Origin of the sequence: Pseudoprevotella muciniphila, from assembly GCF_003265305.2 — a bacterium.
In the GTDB taxonomy this organism is placed as follows: Bacteria; Bacteroidota; Bacteroidia; order Bacteroidales; family Bacteroidaceae; genus Alloprevotella; species Alloprevotella muciniphila.
On sequence record NZ_CP033459.1, the window covers coordinates 2,496,668 to 2,514,525 of the forward strand.

Here is a 17,858-nt window from a genome sequence, read left to right on the forward strand (position 1 = left end):
AGTAAACAATATCACATAAAAAACAATGAACAATTCTTTCATCAAAATTCGCCTTACGGCGATGAATTTTATGCAGTTTGCCGCTTGGGGTGCATATCTCACGTCGATGGGCGGTTACTTGTTTGCCTCGGGTAATCCCGATATCATAGGTTGGTTTTACAGCATTCAAGGCATCGTGTCCATTTTTATGCCTGCAATTATGGGTATCATTGCAGACCGTTGGATAAACGCGGAAAAATTGCTTGGGCTCTGCCATTTAATAGCTGGAGGACTTATGATAGCAGCCGGTGTATATGGCGTGCAGGCAGGTGATGCTATGGATAAATGGACGCTTTTCACGCTTTATTCTTTTAGTGTGGCGTTCTATATGCCAACGCTCGCATTGTCTAACAGTGTGGCCTTTACGGCTTTGACCAAAGCAGGTCTTGATACTGTTAAGTCTTTCCCTCCCATACGTGTGTTTGGAACAGTTGGCTTTATTTGTACAATGTTAGCCGTTGACTTTGCGGGCTATCAACACACTGCAATGCAGTTTGTGGTAAGCGGTGCTATCAGTGTTCTGCTGGGTTTGTATGCTCCGACACTTCCCACTTGCCCAACCAGTAAAGACAAAGGGAAGAGTCTGGCAGAAGCGCTTGGCTTGAAAGCCTTTGCTTTGTTCAAGGACTATCGGATGGCACTATTCTTTATTTTCTCGTTCTTGTTAGGACTCCAACTTCAAATCTCCAACGGCTTTGCTAATGGTTTTATCAGTTCGTTTGCTGAAATTCCCGAATTTGCCGACACCTTCGGAGCGAAGCATGCCAATGCGCTCATTTCATTGTCGCAAATCAGTGAAACGTTATGCATATTGCTCATACCTTTCTTCATGAAACGTTTTGGCATCAAGCGTGTGATGGCGATTGCGATGGCGGCATGGGTGCTTCGGTTCGGTCTCTTCGGATTGGGCAATCCGGGCAGTGGAGTTTCATTGTTTATCCTTTCGTGTATCGTGTATGGTGTTGCTTTTGACTTCTTTAATATCAGCGGCGCACTCTTTGTCGACAAAAATACCAATGCTGACATTCGTTCTTCTGCTCAAGGGCTTTTCATGCTGATGACCAATGGTCTTGGGGCTACGGTAGGCTCGCTTGCAGCACAGGCAGTAGTGGATAAATATGTTAACACACAGACCGAGGCCTTAGCTAAAGTAGAAGGTTGGCAAACATCGTGGTTCATTTTTGCTGCATACGCACTCGTGGTGCTCGTGCTCTTCCTCTTATTCTTTAGGGAAAAGAAAGAAAAAGCAGCATAAGTAATAATACCATATTTCAGAAACGGGGGAGGACATCACTAAGAATGGTGTTCTCCTTTGTTCTTATAGGACTTCTTGAAAAAAATATGCGGAAATGTAAAAAAATGTGAAAAGAATGGAAATAAATTGTTAAATTTGCGGCATAACCCATAAAAATAAAGGACATGTTTACCGAAGAAGACAAAAAACAATTAACTGAAAAAGGTATTACCGAAGAGCAGGTGATGCATCAGTTGGACTGCTTCAAAACAGGTTTCCCCTTCCTGAAACTCGTCAGCGCAGCATCAGTAGGCAATGGCATACTGACCCCAGGAGAGTATGAGGCAAACGAGTATCTTGCTGCATGGGATGAATATCTCGCCGGCGACCACAGAATCGTGAAATTCGTGCCGGCATCAGGTGCAGCAAGCCGCATGTTCAAGGACGTGTTTGCCTTTGTTGATGCACCATACGATGTGCCGACCACAGACTTCGAGAAGTATTTCTTCGACAATATAGGCAAGGCAGCGTTCAAACCCACGCTTGATGCCACCTGTGTACGACTCTATGGAAAGAATGTCGATGCACTCGTTGCAGAAGGAAAATACAAGGAAGTGGTAAAGGCTTTGCTCGGAGCAGAGGGCATGAACTACGGACAACTGCCAAAGGGTGTGCTCCATTTCCACAGTTATGGCGGTGGCGCACGTACGCCCGTGGAGGAACACCTCGTGGAAGGTGCACTCTATGCACGCCAGCAGAATGGAAAAGTGAACATACATTTCACGGTGTCGCCGGAGCACAAACAACTCTTCGAAAACCTCGTCAGCAGCATCGTGCCAAAATATGAAGAAAAGTATGGTGTGAAATATGTGGTCAGTTTCTCAGAACAGAAGAGTTATACCGACACCATAGCCGTTACGCCCGACAACGAACCCTTCCGCAATGATGACGGGTCGCTTCTTTTCCGTCCGGCAGGCCATGGCGCGCTCATCGTCAATCTCAACGACATCAATGCAGATGTTATCTTTATCAAGAATATTGACAACGTGGTGCCCGACAGGCTTAAAGAGGATACCATTCGCTATAAAAAACTCATTGCAGGTGTGCTCGTCAGTTTGCAAAAGCAAATCTTTGCTTATCTCGAAGAACTGGAAAGTGGTGTGGCAGAGGATAAGTACCGCGAAATGCTTTCGTTCATCGAAAACAAACTGATGTGCCGAAACGAAAAGACTGCCACAATGTCAGATGCAGAACTGCGCGAATATATCGCAGGAAAACTCAACCGGCCTCTGCGCGTCTGTGGTATGGTGCGCAATGTGGGCGAAGCAGGAGGCGGTCCGTTCATCGCTGTAAATCCCGACGGATCAGCATCGCTGCAAATTCTCGAAAGTTCGCAAATTAACGTGAACGACCCGAAAGAGAAGGAAATGTTCAACCTCGGCACACACTTCAATCCGGTAGATCTTGTTTGTGCCACAACGAACTACAAAGGGCAATCATTCAATCTTCCCGATTATGTGGATCCCGCAACGGGTTTCATCTCTTCAAAGAGTAAAAACGGGCGTGAACTCAAAGCGCTCGAACTGCCGGGACTCTGGAATGGCAGCATGAGCGATTGGAACACGGTGTTCGTGGAGGTTCCACTTACCACATTCAATCCCGTAAAAACAGTCAACGACCTCTATCGCGAAGAACATAGATAAATCGCTCTGACCAGAATAAACAGCACGAAGGCATCCCAACATATCTTCAGGGTAGCCTTCTTGTTGTAGTGATACCTTTATATCTTAACAATATTTCTATAAAATCTGCCAATTCATCTATTTTATTTGGAGGCAGATTTCTGATTTGCTATTTTTGCATCGTCTTGTTGAGCATTGCTCTTCAATGTCAGGCTACGAAGCCTCATAGAACTTATGTCGAGTTATTTTTAGGTGTTTGAGATAACAGTCGTTTATTGTTCAAGGAACATACAAACGACTGTTATTCTGTATTTTTGGGGCATATAGAATTGTTAGGATATATGGGTTTTCCTATTCAGAAAAGTACGTATAGTCTGAATAGAAAAAATCAGTCAACTCTCAACGACTTTCAACTTCCTCCTGTCCTGAGGAACGATGCAGATGCGCCGTTCCTCAACTATGGCGTCGAGAACAGCCACTGCTGTGATGTTCACAATGTCATCAACCGATGACTCGAAGTCGGTGAAGTGGATGGGTTTGTTCAGTCCCATCTGTATGGGGCCGATAACCGATACATCGTCGCTCATCGTCTTGAGCATCTTATATGATGAGTTGGCAGAGTTGAGACAAGGGAAGATAAGCGTATTCACATCGAGTCCTTTCAGGCGTGTGAAGGGGTATTTGTCGTCGCGAAGAGTCTTGTCGAGCGCAAAGTTAAGCTGCATCTCGCCATCGATAGCCAAATGGGGAAACTCCTCCTGCATGCGCCGTACTACTTCGTGCACCACCGTAGGACTACCTGCTTTGTCCGTACCGAAATTGGAATAGGAGAGCATAGCCATAACGGGAGTGCGGTTAAAGAAACGTACAGTGTCGGCAGAGAGCTTCGTAATGTCGAGCAGTGTCTCGAGGTCTGGGTGGCGATTGATGAGCGTGTCTGCCACGAAGAATGTGCCTTTCTTTGAATTGATGATGTGCATCGTGCCGAAGTGTTTATACTCTGGCTGTATGCCGATGACTTCCTCTGCCACCTTGATGGTGTTGCTATATTTAGTGTAGAGACCTGTGATGAAAGCGTCCGCCTCGCCTGTCTCAACCATCATCATGCCGAAGTAGTTGCGCTCGTACATCTTGTCGTTCGCTTCCTGATAGGTATATCCTTCGCGCTGTTTCTTCTCGGCAAGGATGTGCGCATAGCGGTGGCGGCGGTTGGCTTGGTCGTCGCGGCGCAGGTCAATCACTTCCACACCGTCCATGTTTAGCTGCAGATCATTTGCCAGTTTGTAGATGCGATCAACATTGCCGAGCAGGATGGGCTTGCAGAAACCTTCTTCCTTCGCTTTCACGGCTGCCTGAAGCATGGTGGTGTGAGTGCCCTCTGCATAGACAACGCGCTTGGGATCGCTGCGCGCAGTGTCATACAGGTTCTGTGTGAACTTCGTCTCTTGCCCCATGAGCTCGCGCAGTTGCTGCTTGTAGGCTTTCCAGTCCTTGATGGGACGACGTGCTACACCGCTGTCCATAGCGGCTTTTGCCACTGCCATGCTGACCTCTGTGATGAGGCGCGGATCGATGGGCTTTGGAATGAAATAGTCGGGACCATATTCAAATTTACGCACATCGTAAGTGCGATTAACGATATCAGGCACAGGTCGGCGGGCGAGTTCCGCTATGGCGCGGGCAGCAGCCATCTTCATCTCTTCGTTGATGGCAGACGATGCCACGTCGAGTGCGCCGCGGAAGATGTAGGGGAAGACGATGACGTTATTGATTTGGTTGGGATAGTCCGTGCGTCCGGTACTCATCAGTACGTCCGGACGCGCTGCCATAGCGTCTTCGTAAGTGATTTCGGGTTCCGGATTAGCCAAGGCGAAGATGATGGGGTGGTCAGACATAGAACGCACCATGTCCTGTGAGAGAATGTTGCCCTTCGAAAGACCAACGAACACATCTGCACCCTCCAACGCCTCTGCCAGTGTGTTCACGTCCGTGCGGCTTGTTGCAAACTCACGCTTCTGCTCCGTAAGACCCGGGCGGTCGGTACGGATGGGGCCTTTTGAGTCGCACATCACGATGTTCTCGTGGCGGGCACCGAAAGCGCAGTAGAGGCGTGTGCAACTGATGGCGGCTGCACCGGCACCGCTGACCACGATTCTCACGTCCTCAATCTTCTTGCCTGCCACGTCGAGCGCATTGAGAAGACCGGCGGCACTGACGATGGCGGTGCCGTGCTGATCGTCATGCATTACGGGAATGTCGAGCTCCTCCTTCAGTCTGCGTTCTATCTCGAAACACTCAGGTGCCTTGATGTCCTCAAGGTTGATGCCGCCGAATGTGGGTGCTATGCGTTTCACTACCTCGATAAACTTGTCTGGGTCTTTCTCGTTGATTTCAATGTCGAACACATCGATGCCGCCATAAATCTTGAAAAGTAACCCCTTACCCTCCATCACGGGCTTGCCACTCATAGCACCGATGTCGCCAAGGCCCAACACTGCCGTGCCGTTTGAAATCACTGCCACAAGGTTGCCCTTCGATGTGTATTTGTATGCCTCATGCGGGTTTTCCTGTATCTCAAGGCAGGGGAATGCCACACCCGGGCTGTATGCCAGCGATAGGTCGGTCTGAGTGCGGTAAGGCTTTGTGGGTACTACTTCTATCTTGCCAGGGCGACCTTGTGCATGATACGTTAATGCAGCTTCTTTAGTTATCTTTACCATAAGTCTGATATTTTTTTTGAAAGAACGTGCTGTAATTAATTTATACGCAAAATTAAGAAATTTTGAGCATTTAGTTAAGAAGAAAACGCAGTATGTGGAATGTATAGAACATGAAACCCAAAAAAAACAGAAACTTTTTTAAAAATTTCCCATAAGTGTGTAACTTTGCAGCACAAAAAAAATAGTGTGCAATGTCAGTAAGTAAAACCCGTCAAAAACTGGTAGATGTAGCAAGGGAAATGTTTGCTCGCAAAGGTTTCGACAATACCACGATGAATGATGTTGCCCAGGCCTCACAGAAGGGCAGACGGACGCTATATACCTATTTCCGTAATAAAGAAGAACTCTATAATGCCGTGGTGGAGTGCGAATTGGATCGTCTCTCGGAAACGATGGACGAACTTGCCAACCGCAATATAGCACCTGAGCGCAAACTCTTCATGCTGTGCTATGCACACCTCAATTCCATTAAGGAAACCGTCTTGCGAAATGGTACGCTCCGGGCACAGTTCTTCCGTAACATCTGGATGGTGGAGAAGGTGAGGCGCACATTCGACCGTGAAGAACGCGATATCTTCAAGCGTGTACTGGCTGAAGGTGTGGAAAATGGTACATTCAAGGTGGATAGCATCATATTGATGGCGGATATCTTCCATTTTTCCCTTAAAGGACTTGAAGTTCCCTTTATTTATGACCGTCTCGGACCTGGAGTCTCTGAAGAACAGGCCGAACCTATTGTTATGCGACTCATAAGTCGTGTGCTCGGTATGGAACCTGCTGAAATGTGGGAACTGAAATAGTATAATCCAAGTTTCCACTTGCTTGAAGTAAAAAAGTGAGCGAATATTGCGGAGTTAAAGAAGTTAAAGAAGTTAAAGAAGTTAGCGAAGTTAACGACGATAGTGTTGGACCGATAACTTCAAAAAAAGAGGTAATGTCGTTAACTTCGAGCGAAGCGATAACTTCAGTAACTTCGATAACTTCAGAAAGTTGAGTAGTATAAAAACATAAAAACAAACAATAAGAAAGAAAATGGGATTACTAACAGGTAAGACCGCGCTCATTACGGGTGCGGCACGCGGTATCGGAAAGGCTATCGCGTTGAAGTTTGCCGAAGAAGGCGCAAACATAGCATTCACCGACCTCGTTATCGATGAGAATGGTAAAGCCACGGAAGCAGAAATAGCAGCCAAGGGCGTGAAGTGCATCGGATATGCATCGAATGCAGCCGACTTCGCTCAAACCGAAGAAGTAGTAAACACAGTCAAGGAAGAGTTCGGCTCAATCGACATTCTCGTCAACAATGCAGGTATCACGAAGGACGGACTCATGATGCGCATGACCGAACAGCAGTGGGATGCTGTAATAGCAGTCAATCTTAAGTCGGCGTTCAACTTCATCCATGCGTGCACACCCATCATGATGCGCCAACGCAGTGGCTCCATCATCAACATGGCAAGTGTGGTAGGTGTTCACGGTAATGCAGGTCAAAGCAACTATGCCGCATCAAAGGCAGGTCTCATCGCACTCGCCAAGAGTGTGGCGCAGGAAATGGGTAGTCGCGGCATCCGTGCTAATGCGATAGCACCGGGATTCATCGAAACAGCCATGACAGCATCCCTGCCCGATGAAGTACGCAAAGAATGGGTGCAGAAGATTCCTCTCCGCCGAGGCGGACAGGTGGAAGACATCGCCAATGTGGCAACCTTCCTCGCCAGCGAACTATCAAGTTACGTTAGCGGACAGGTCATCCAGGTAGATGGCGGTATGAATATGTAAAACGCACAGGAAGTATCAAAAAGATACATCAAGATTGAAAGGCATCGCACAGACGGTGCCTTTTTTAGTGTTCACAGTGTTCACAGTGTTCACAGTGTTCACGGTGTTCATGGCGTTCATGGCGTTCACAGCGTTCACGGTGTTCATGCGTTCACGGTGTTCACACTCCTCAAGCGTGAACGCGTGAACACTTTCGCTTAAATTATCAGGTAACAAACTGAATATCAGGTGTCTATGTAAATAAATAGGTATTCACGCTATTTGTCCGATAATATATATTATATATAATTATAATTATATAATAACATGAATTACCATTAAATATCAGAATGTTATTTTTCAAGAATTGGAGAATTATAGAATTTATTTCACTTCCGATTATCTGAAAAGGTGTCGCTGGAGGAATTAGGTTGAACGGGAAATAATAATTCTCAAATTTTCAAATTCTTGATAACTTGATATATTATCACTTATGGTTGTTGAGTAAATTGATATTTCAAAAGAAATTCCAAAATGTTCAGGTGTTCACATTATGAGAACATGTACACTTGAATGCCGTGAACATTTGAACATCATGAACATCGTAACACCGTGAACGCATCCTGGTTTATGATAAATGCTTGATATTTAGTTTGTTAAGTGGTCGTAAAGTTCAAGTGTTCACGCGTTCACGCTTGAGGAGTGTGAACACCGTGAACGCATGAACACCGTGAACGCTGTGAACGCCATGAACACCATGAACGCCATGAACGCCATGAACACTGTGAACACTCGATATTTGTATTGATGATAAATGTCTGTAAAGCGGGTGAAAGGTCGCCAAAAATGGCATAAAAAATGCCAAAAGTGAGATAATAAGACTGATTATCAAACTTTTGGCAAAATCTTGTTGTGCGCCTGACAGGACTCGAACCTGCACGAATTGCTTCACCAGATCCTAAGTCTGGCGCGTATACCAATTTCGCCACAGGCGCTTTTGCGGCGCGAAGATACGACTTTTAGTTGGAATAATACGCAAAAGTGGAAATAAACTTACGCGGTGTGGCTTGCAAGGTTGCAAGTTATTTTCAATTCATGTTTTGCAAGTTCCACTTGTTAGAAGTTAACGAAGTTAGCGAAGTTAAAGAAGTTAACGACGTATGTTTTGTCCAACAGAGGGCCATTTATATCCCGCATGGTGGTATCGTCGATAACTTCGTTACCTCTGTTAACTCCGAGCGTAGCGATAACTCCGTAAAGTTGAGTTTGCAATTTTTCTTTGCCTTACCAGTCGTTACCAGTCGCCTGCGATTTGTCCCTTTCTGTAGATACCCTTGAGTTGTATGGTAAAGGTGAGCATGGAGTGCTTGGGTATGGAATTTGTGGCGCTTTCGCCGTATCCCAGTTCGGGATGTATGTAGATGCGCCAGAGGTCGCCGATGTGCATGTGTTGAAGGGCTGTGGCAAAACCCTGTACGTTGTTACTCACAAGCAAGAGAGCAGGTGTGCAGAGTTTGTCGCTGAAAGTTTCGTCTTCGTTAACACTGGTGCCTGTGTTGGCGAAAAGATAACCATTAGGATGACCACTTGTAGGAATGAGTCTGCCAACATAGTTCGCACGCACGCTATCACTATAAAGTGGAACAACAGTTCCCGTGCCTTTGGCTATGATTTCAACAGGTATGCTGTCCGAAGTGTTGAATGTGCCGTCTGTAGGTATTGTATAGTTTCTGAGTATGCGCCAGTTGCAATGGTCTTCCCAGTCGGTGCCATAGTTCGCCTGTGCGTTCTTGATGGCTTGTTTTGCCTGCTGCAGGCGAGATGCGAAAGCCGAGTCGTTGCGGGCAGTCCAGTTACTGTATTCATCGACAACGTCCTCGTTGGTTTCTTCGCACGAAGTCAACAGTGGCGAAGCGAGCAGGATAACCAAAAGTACTCTCCCTAAATTGCGCAGCCAGGCGGATGTGGTTGTAGTCATCGTTTTTCTGTCTTAAACTAATTTTTTGAGCAATGATGTAATGCTTACCTTGTCCTCGATGAGTTCGCGAAGTTCGCTAATTTTCACACGTTGTTGCTCCATCGTGTCGCGGTTGCGCAGTGTAACTGTATCGTCCTTGAGTGTGTCGTGATCCACTGTGATGCAATAGGGAGTGCCCACTGCGTCCTGACGGCGGTAGCGCTTGCCGATGGTGTCCTTTTCTTCGTATTTGCAGTTGAAGTGGAACTTGAGGTCATCGAGTATTTCGCGAGCCTTTTCGGGCAGACCATCTTTGCGCACGAGTGGCAGAATGGCGAGTTTTGTAGGAGCGAGGGCTGCAGGCAGTTTCAGCACGGTGCGCGTCTCGCCGTTTTCGAGTTGCTCTTCCATGTAGGAATGACACATCACGGAGAGGAACATGCGGTCCACGCCTATACTTGTTTCAATGTCGTACGGCGTGTAACTTTCGTTTGTTTCGGGGTCGAAGTACTTGATGCTTCGTCCGGAGTATGTCTCGTGCTGCTTGAGGTCGAAGTCTGTGCGGCTGTGTATGCCTTCCACTTCCTTGAATCCGAATGGCATCTTAAACTCAATGTCGCAGGCTGCATTGGCATAGTGCGCCAGTTTCTCGTGGTCATGGAAACGATAGTTTTCAGCACCGAATCCGAGTGCCTGGTGCCACTTCATGCGCATTTCCTTCCATTTGTTGAACCATTCTATCTCTGTGCCCGGCTTAACGAAGAACTGCATCTCCATCTGTTCAAATTCGCGCATGCGGAAGATGAACTGGCGTGCCACAATTTCATTGCGGAAAGCCTTGCCAATTTGTGCAATACCGAAAGGAATCTTCATGCGCCCAGTCTTTTGCACATTGAGATAGTTCACGAAGATGCCTTGCGCTGTTTCTGGACGAAGATATATGGTTGAAGCACCTTCGGCTGTGGAACCTACTTCAGTTTTGAACATGAGGTTAAACTGGCGTACATCGGTCCAGTTGCGTGTGCCGCTAATGGGGCAAACAATGCCCTCATCGAGAATGATTTGCTTGAGGCCTTCAAGGTCGTTAGCATTCATGGCATCGCTGAAGCGCTGATGCAGGTCGTCGCGTTTCTTCTGGTTGTCGAGTACACGAGGATTTGTGGCGCGGAATTGGGCTTCATCAAAGGCTTCACCAAAACGCTTGCGTGCCTTAGTGATTTCCTTTGCGATTTTCTCCTCATACTTGCCAATCTGCTCTTCGATAAGCACATCGGCGCGATAACGTTTCTTCGAGTCGCGGTTGTCGATGAGTGGATCGTTGAAGGCATCCACGTGTCCCGAGGCTTTCCAGATGGTGGGGTGCATAAAGATGGCGCTGTCGATGCCCACGATGTTCTCGTGGAGCAAAACCATCGACTGCCACCAATATTGCTTAATGTTGTTCTTGAGTTCTACACCATTCTGCGCATAGTCATATACAGCGCCGAGGCCGTCGTATATTTCACTCGAAGGAAATACGAAACCATACTCCTTGCAATGCGACACTATTTTCTTGAAAACGTCTTCTGCCATGTTTTTTTGTTTTGTATGGGTTTTGCAAATCAAATCTCTTGCCAAACCTTGAATTTTTTAATTTTGTGCAAAATTAACACTCATCGCGCAATAGGCAAAATGCGCGAGTGTTTTTATTCGTGGAGTGTTCTAAAAACTCTATTTTGACGTTCGGTTAAAAGTTTCCTTTAGCAAAGAAATCGGGATAGTAGGAACGCAGTTGTTTGCGGAGCACTTCGCCAAGCACCTTGCTACCGAGAATGAGTTCGGCATCGCGTGTGTCTGTCTCTATGTAGATGCGCTGTATGGTGGCATCGAGGAGGCGGCGCAGGTCGGGCAGGGTGATGTCGTACTTCACCTGGTAGAGGCGGAACATGATGCATCCCACGCGCTTGGTGGTGAATACTTCTGCATTTTCTGCAGCGCGGAGGATAATGCTGCTGTCGCCCTTCAGTTCGAATTCTATTTCCCGTCCTTCGGAGGTCATGTTCACCGTGGGGTCGCCGAACTGAAACTGGAGTTGCATGTTGCCGTTGCTGCTACGTACGGGGCGTACGCGGCAGAACGAATTGCGGTCGCGGATAAAGTCTTCGAACACAGCCTGTTGCGCCATGATGCAGACGGGGAGAAAGAGAAGCAAAATCAGGAATGGTATTCGTTTCATCTTAGTCGTTATTTCTGCACAAAGATAGTCTTTTCTGTAAAATAACCACGAATTACACCAAATACACTAATATCCACTCTCAACTCACAACTCTCACACTCACAACTATCCACTTTCAACTCTCCACTTCCTCTTCTTCCGTTTCCTTTTCAACCTTGCGGAAAGTGATGCCGCCTCGCTGTCCACAGACGTATGGCATGATAGAAGTGTTTTCTGACTTATGAAGTTCGATGTATAGCGGTGCGCCTTTCACGAACAGGCTTGCGAGGAAGGTGTCGCCAGGTTTCAGTCTCGTTTTCTCGCTGTAGGTTACTTCGAAATGCAGACTGCCGTTATATTTCACGTGGCACACGCGCCCCGGCTCCCAATATAGTTCCACTTCGTCGCCCACCCTCAGTTCGGTAGGCACGTTGATGGTTCGCCCTGCGAGCGGTGAGGAAGGGGTGGGCTTGTCCGTGCCATCGTCTGCGGCGAGAAAGTCTTCCAAGTCTTTGTATCCGCATAGGCGTGCCAAAGTGTTGAGCGTGTGGCGACTCGGTGTATTCTTTGCTTCCACATAGCCCCACACGCGCTTCAGTGTGGAAAGACTGATCAGGGCGTCCAGCCTGTTGTGTATCTGCAAACGCAGCCAGTCAAAATCCCTCGGTGTGGCTAAAGACCTGCCCACAGCCGTCTCTACTGCTGTGCGCAAGGCCGCCACTACTTCGGGGCTGATTTTTATTGTGCTAACTTCGTGTTCCCTCGATTTCTCTTTCTTCATAATAATTAGGAATATATACTCGCCTTTCAGTCAAATCTTCTGCAAAGGAACTAAAAAAATGCACTTTTTTCTGCTCGGTGGACCTAAAATCCCCGATATAGACAAAATTGAACCAAATTGAACCAGCTATATCCGAATTTTTTGTTATTATTTTGTAAGCTTCAAATGACAAAATCTATTAAACAAATAAAAAAATAAACAATGAAAACAACAAATAACACAAAAACTCTTATGACAATGACAAATCTACGAAATGCTGTAATGTCATATCCCACTTGGACTTTATTTGATGGATTCATAGTGGAAGCGAATAATCTAACTTCCTACAACAAATTATTAAAAAAATAGAATGCACATGGCACAACAAGTAAGAGTCGGAACATTCATATATAGGATAAACCCAAATAACGATAAGGAATTGCAACGCTGCTCGTATGGCAGTAGCAGTTGGAGCAGAGTGGCAGAGTTCAATGGTTACCACATTCTGGATTTGTTGCTAATGCCTAACGGAAAAGATATAGAGGTATATACTGACCGCTATGTCTATGTGCGTGAAAATAGTGGCAATATTCGGAAAAGATGAGGTCATATAAGTTGCGGAAAAGTTTTGCTCTATCAACTGTTGATAAGACATGTTCTCAACGAGAGTAAAGTAAAAATTCGCGCTTTATATGTTATAGTTTGATAATAGTTTAACTCGTCACATTTTATTCAATCAAATATTTTAAATTATGAAAAGTTCTAATAATAGAATGTTAATGGTCCTATATGGCGCAGCAAACCAAGGCAAGACACTTGAGTTGTACAATCTACTGATTGCTTTGGTATGCGGTGGTAGCATTAGCCCAGGATTAGCAAAAGCTCTTTCGTCTTTCAAGAAAAGGAATGGGAGTTATATTGACAATCGTTTTGTAATTGATTATGAAGGAGCCATCATCGTTATTTGTTCTGGTGGAGATACTTGGAGTATATGTAAGAAAAATACACAAGTATTTGATGCCTCTATAAAGCATGGAGTAATTGTATATCGCGTGACAAGTAGTGGCATTGATAAGATGACCTCAAGTGACATTGAATCTATTAAGAAGGCTGATAAGCCTATAGTTTGTGTCACCGCTTGCAGACCATCAGGCGATGCGTATGGTGCCTTCAAGGTTTTGCACGCTTATAGTGAGAAAAGCATCATGGAGTATGACAATCAAGTTTGGTTGCACAAAAAGAGAAACATATCAAAACTTCACGAGATGCATACAATTATAGATAACTTTATTAAGAAAGGTCAAATAATATGAAACCAAAAAATTTATTATTCCATCTGCCTCATTCGGGAATGCTTGGGGCGATGAGCAAAGCTTTGCTGGTGGCAGCCTTCTTTACGGCAGCATCGGCTGCATGTCATGCACAAAGCACAGATGACGGCAGCATGATGCATGTATATACGAAGAACAGCACGGAAGCCGCCTTATATCAGCTGGACGATATCAGAAAAATTACGTTCAGCGAGAAAGGCGTACGTGTCTGGAACACCGATTTGCCTACGGAATATCCGTTTGCCAAGCTAAACATCATTTCTTTCAGGGACAGGAATAGCATCAGGCCGACAGGCGTCGGGACTATTCCTGTTGACGACAGCCTTGTCAGCATCGGTTACAACAAAAACAATGATGTACTGACAGTGAAGAGCGATGCCTATATGGATGGTGTCATCGTCTATAACTCTCAAGGGCAGCAGGTATCAGCAGACAACAGCAAGCGTCAGCTTTACCGCATATCCCTGAAAAATGTAGGAAAGGGAGTATATGTGGTAAGAGCCAGGGGACTGCATGGTGAGACCATCAAGAAAATCTTAAAGTAATAACGTAAACTTTCGCAAATGATTATTTATCAAGTTATCAAGAATTAGAGAATTAAAGAATTTATTCTCAAAACAAACTATCTTAATCAGAATTAATTAAAGGAGGGTTTGAATGGGAAAATAAATTCTCGTATTCTTATTATTCTTGACATATAAACAAATACTTGCGAAACTTGAATAACAACTAATAAATAGATATCATGAAAAAGATATATATGAAAAAGATATATTCTTTACTTGTTCTTTCACTGTTTGTGGGCTTGCAATGCTTCGGGCAACGATACATCAAGCTTTATCAGGATGATGTGGTAATCAAGCAACTGTCCACTGAAGAGATAGACAGCATAAGCATTACAGAAACCGAACCGCATATCGTCAATTTTTGGTATGACGGTAAAATTTTCCTGAATTACAACGCTGCAGGGATAGACAGCATCACTGTAACCAATAATGGAAAACCGCCACTGTCATACGCGGGAGTCGTAGCATTCAACAGTGAACTCAAAATAAAGGACTTGGATATTCTCGCTCCCTCTACAGCAGATGAATATGAAAACTTCATTAAATACGATTTGACTCAAAAAAATGGTACGATATTGTACTATGCATTTGACAAAGCCTTGAACATATTGCACGATAATGCCAACAACATTGTAACACCTCTGGAGAGTGTACATGTCATTACTTTTACTGATGGTTTGGACCAAGGTTCATTGATGCTGACTGACAAGTATGGTTCTTCAGTGGAATACCTTAATGCGCTCCGCAATCGTATGGCACAAACAAAAGTATCGGGCTTGTCTCCTCAATTCTATTCTGTTGGTTTGCGCGGCTCTGATGTCAGCAATGTAGAGCTGTTCAGACAAAATCTCAGAGGCCTGGCTTCTTCGGACGCAAATGCTTTTGAAGTGAACAGTATCAATGAAATCGGTTCTAAGTTTTACGATATAGAGAAACAGATTCAAAATGTCAGCACGCGTCAGTCTATGACTTTCAAGGTTCCCGGTGTTGAAAGCGGGACACGAATGCGCTTTGTCTTTGACAATCAGGCGGCAGAAAACAGTCAGCTTTACATAGAAGGCACGTTCAATCTCCAGGACCGTTGTCTCCATGATGTTGTCTATCATGGTATTAAAGCCGTGTCCGGTAAGACCATACAAGGCACCCAAGATGGCATCTTTTTGACTTATACATTTACAGGCATGCATCGGGAAACGGGAACCTCACTTATTCCTACTTCTTCTGTAGCACATTACTATAAATATCCTTCTTCTACATCGTGGCAATATAACTCAGAATTTTCCGGCACAACCAGTTCTCAGGAGAATGTCTCACATACCGGTACTGCCATTCTTCTCATTATCGACTGCTCCAGTTCCCTGACGGACGAAGATTTCTGGCAGATACGGCAATCTGCCAGCTCTTTCCTTAGCGGCGTTGCTGACAATGCAGAACGTTGGAAGTTGTCTGGTCCTCAGAATTTCAAAGCAGTGTTTGATGAAAACAAGAATGTTGTGAATCTTTCTTGGGATGCCGTAAATTATGCGCAGAGTTATCGAGTATATCGCAGTAGTGGCTTAAATGGAAATTACACATTAGTGGCAGATAATGTAAAAGGAAACTCATGGACAGATGAAAGTCCGTTGCAGGCTTGTTGCTATAAAGTAAGTGCAATATACTTAGGTGGAAAAAGTATATTAAGCGAAAGTATTTATTATGGCCTTGAATATATTGATTTAGGCTTGCCCAGCGGTCTGCTGTGGGCTACGTGCAATGTAGGCGCAAGCAAGCCCGAAGAATACGGCGACTATTTCGCCTGGGGTGAAACTAAACCTAAGGCAGATTACTCTTGGAGTACCTACAAGTGGGGCAGCGGAGAGAGATGGCTCACGAAGTATAACCCTTTTCTATCTTATGGCGCGAATAGCTTTACGGACAGAAAGATAACACTCGATCTTGCCGATGATGCCGCCTGCGCCAACTGGGGCGGTGAATGGCGTATGCCTACGAAGGCAGATATTAAAGAACTTTTGGATAATACAAGTACTCAGTGGGTAGATAATTACAACGGCACAGGTGTAGCAGGTATGCGCTTCACAGGTGCTAACGGCAATGACTTATTCCTTCCCGCTGCGGGCGACCGCGCCGGCACTTTGCTCAACAACGCAGGTTCGGACGGGTACTACTGGTCGAGTTCGCTCGGATGTGATGTCTCTGATAGCGGAGAAGCAACTGGCCGCCCGTGGGAAGCACGCGAACTGTACTTCAGTTCCTACGGCGCCTGGTGCGGCCCTGGCGGCAACCCCCGCTATGTTGGATTCCCGGTTCGCCCTGTGCGCCCCAAGAACTGACAGTGCATCCTTCCCCAAGGTGCAAAACCCACCCAACCATTTTCTTGGCGCTCTCCCTTCCCAAGGGGCGCAATACAGGGCTTTAGCCCGCGCCCCGCAAAAGGGAGCGCGTCAGGAGAATGAGTAACAAATAAAGAACGCTTTTTGTATTGCTCCGCTGGAGTTTATTCGTAAAACAAAATAGTTACAAAATATAACTAAGTATTGCTTATGCCGAACTAACGTTAAATTTAGTGAAGAAATATTCAAATTGTTAATTAGTAAAACCTCGCGATGTAAAGGATAATCGTAAAAAGAAGATGCTGGTAATAGGTAAACATTTGAAAAGATATCAACATCCACTGACACGGAAAGAAATCGTAGAATACGACTTTCCTGAAGAATGGGACATGGCGAAAAAATATGTGCAAACATTGGCTCATATGCAGACAGAAATCATAGAGCAAATAAAAAAAAGTAAGAATCTTTTGCCGCAAAAGTACGAAGAACTAAAGGGAAAAGATGCACAGATGAGACTTCTCAATTACATTCGTTTGTGTTCAATTTATTCACTTGCAAGTGAGCTCTTTGCAGCAATAAACGATTGTTGCATAAATTTGGCTGACGCAAGTAACTCAGGAGATCGGGATGGCATCGATGATGCAAAGCATCAGCTTGCTGAGCTGAGTAAAGCCAATTTAAATATATATATTACTGATGAAGTTTCAGGCTTTATGCGTTTATGCAATTTGTATGTTGATATGAAAAGGAAAATAAACATTATTGGTCCTTGTACAGTCTTTGGATTTTACAGTTGGACCCTGTCTGACATAATTGGAACAATAAATGGGTATGGTTTATGCAATGAAGGCTTATGGGAAGCAGCCGTTCGTGGTTCTTGTCCAAATAGCGTTATTGATGTTGAGATGTTGTTGAATGACGAAATAGTATGAATATATTAAATAGTTTTAGAGAGCGTTTGCTATGTAAATATAAACTTCCACAGACCAAGGGTTGAGTGGGAGTTTTTGATGAATACTTGCATTTCTTTGGAATTTCTAATTTATTAAACTATGTGTCTTGTCCTGAAATAGGTTGTGACTGCTCGCTCTGTTGGCTAGCGTAGTCAAGTTGAAGCAATATTTTCCTAAATTTGCAAGATTTCTCGCCTTTAGGTGACTTCTTTAATTTTTTTTGATACACTTTCAAAAGTATTGTGAATCAAACATTTACGCCAACACTTTTTGTCTATATATGCTTTTGCGCTTACAGCGCGCCAATGCTTATGATCATATTCACCCAGGACGT

Annotated in this window: 15 protein-coding genes and 1 tRNA gene; 9 read left to right on the plus strand and 7 right to left on the minus strand. The window is 45.0% G+C overall.

Features of this window, described 5'->3' with window-relative positions:
• Positions 1-25: 25 nt before the first annotated feature.
• Both C7Y71_RS10115 and C7Y71_RS10120 read left to right on the plus strand, forming a co-directional pair.
• Complete coding sequence (locus C7Y71_RS10115; protein ID WP_111897580.1) at positions 26-1,294, plus strand: MFS transporter; 1,269 nt, start codon at positions 26-28, stop codon at positions 1,292-1,294.
• A gap of 164 nt (positions 1,295-1,458) precedes the next feature.
• Entirely contained in the window at positions 1,459-2,976 is a 1,518-nt protein-coding gene (locus tag C7Y71_RS10120; protein WP_111897581.1) for a DUF4301 family protein, read from the plus strand.
• Positions 2,977-3,347: 371 nt separating this feature from the next.
• On the opposite strand, the gene C7Y71_RS10125 is transcribed toward C7Y71_RS10120, so the two are convergent.
• The gene (locus C7Y71_RS10125) at positions 3,348-5,675 is read right to left on the minus strand and encodes an NADP-dependent malic enzyme (protein ID WP_111897582.1); all 2,328 of its coding nucleotides are present in this window, start codon (positions 5,673-5,675) and stop codon (positions 3,348-3,350) included.
• 191 nt (positions 5,676-5,866) lie between these two features.
• Between C7Y71_RS10125 and C7Y71_RS10130 the strand changes: the two genes are divergently transcribed.
• The gene (locus C7Y71_RS10130; RefSeq protein WP_111897583.1) at positions 5,867-6,475 is read left to right on the plus strand and encodes a TetR/AcrR family transcriptional regulator; all 609 of its coding nucleotides are present in this window, start codon (positions 5,867-5,869) and stop codon (positions 6,473-6,475) included.
• A gap of 232 nt (positions 6,476-6,707) precedes the next feature.
• Positions 6,708-7,454: a 3-oxoacyl-[acyl-carrier-protein] reductase gene (gene fabG, locus C7Y71_RS10135; RefSeq protein ID WP_111897584.1), complete on the plus strand. Its 747-nt coding sequence runs from the start codon at positions 6,708-6,710 to the stop codon at positions 7,452-7,454.
• A gap of 15 nt (positions 7,455-7,469) precedes the next feature.
• On the opposite strand, the gene C7Y71_RS12130 is transcribed toward fabG, so the two are convergent.
• The 6 genes from C7Y71_RS12130 to C7Y71_RS10160 form a co-directional block, all read right to left on the minus strand.
• A complete protein-coding gene (locus C7Y71_RS12130; RefSeq protein WP_262883950.1) occupies positions 7,470-7,601 on the minus strand; it encodes a hypothetical protein in 132 nt (43 codons plus the stop codon).
• Positions 7,602-8,346: 745 nt separating this feature from the next.
• A tRNA-Leu gene (locus C7Y71_RS10140) sits at positions 8,347-8,428 on the minus strand.
• A 299-nt stretch (positions 8,429-8,727) separates the two neighbouring features.
• Positions 8,728-9,411 (minus strand): FKBP-type peptidyl-prolyl cis-trans isomerase, encoded by a 684-nt coding sequence (locus C7Y71_RS10145; RefSeq protein ID WP_111897586.1) that lies wholly within the window; start codon positions 9,409-9,411, stop codon positions 8,728-8,730.
• A gap of 12 nt (positions 9,412-9,423) precedes the next feature.
• Entirely contained in the window at positions 9,424-10,962 is a 1,539-nt protein-coding gene (locus tag C7Y71_RS10150; protein WP_111897587.1) for a glycine--tRNA ligase, read from the minus strand.
• 154 nt (positions 10,963-11,116) lie between these two features.
• The gene (locus C7Y71_RS10155; RefSeq protein WP_146739339.1) at positions 11,117-11,605 is read right to left on the minus strand and encodes a hypothetical protein; all 489 of its coding nucleotides are present in this window, start codon (positions 11,603-11,605) and stop codon (positions 11,117-11,119) included.
• A gap of 115 nt (positions 11,606-11,720) precedes the next feature.
• A complete protein-coding gene (locus C7Y71_RS10160; RefSeq protein ID WP_111897589.1) occupies positions 11,721-12,365 on the minus strand; it encodes a hypothetical protein in 645 nt (214 codons plus the stop codon).
• Positions 12,366-12,720: 355 nt separating this feature from the next.
• On the opposite strand from C7Y71_RS10160, the gene C7Y71_RS10165 reads away from it, so the two are divergent.
• From C7Y71_RS10165 to C7Y71_RS10185, 5 genes are all read left to right on the plus strand, one after another.
• The gene (locus tag C7Y71_RS10165; RefSeq protein ID WP_146739340.1) at positions 12,721-12,948 is read left to right on the plus strand and encodes a hypothetical protein; all 228 of its coding nucleotides are present in this window, start codon (positions 12,721-12,723) and stop codon (positions 12,946-12,948) included.
• Between the two features lie 148 nt (positions 12,949-13,096).
• A complete protein-coding gene (locus C7Y71_RS10170) occupies positions 13,097-13,657 on the plus strand; it encodes a hypothetical protein (RefSeq protein WP_146739341.1) in 561 nt (186 codons plus the stop codon).
• Positions 13,654-14,220: a T9SS type A sorting domain-containing protein gene (locus tag C7Y71_RS10175; RefSeq protein WP_111897591.1), complete on the plus strand. Its 567-nt coding sequence runs from the start codon at positions 13,654-13,656 to the stop codon at positions 14,218-14,220. The genes C7Y71_RS10170 and C7Y71_RS10175 overlap by 4 nt, the downstream gene beginning before the upstream one ends.
• A gap of 215 nt (positions 14,221-14,435) precedes the next feature.
• Positions 14,436-16,571: a fibronectin type III domain-containing protein gene (locus tag C7Y71_RS10180; RefSeq protein WP_146739342.1), complete on the plus strand. Its 2,136-nt coding sequence runs from the start codon at positions 14,436-14,438 to the stop codon at positions 16,569-16,571.
• A gap of 299 nt (positions 16,572-16,870) precedes the next feature.
• Positions 16,871-17,503, plus strand: a complete 633-nt coding sequence (locus tag C7Y71_RS10185; RefSeq protein ID WP_111897593.1) for a hypothetical protein — start codon at positions 16,871-16,873, stop codon at positions 17,501-17,503.
• The last annotated feature ends 355 nt before the right edge of the window (positions 17,504-17,858 follow it).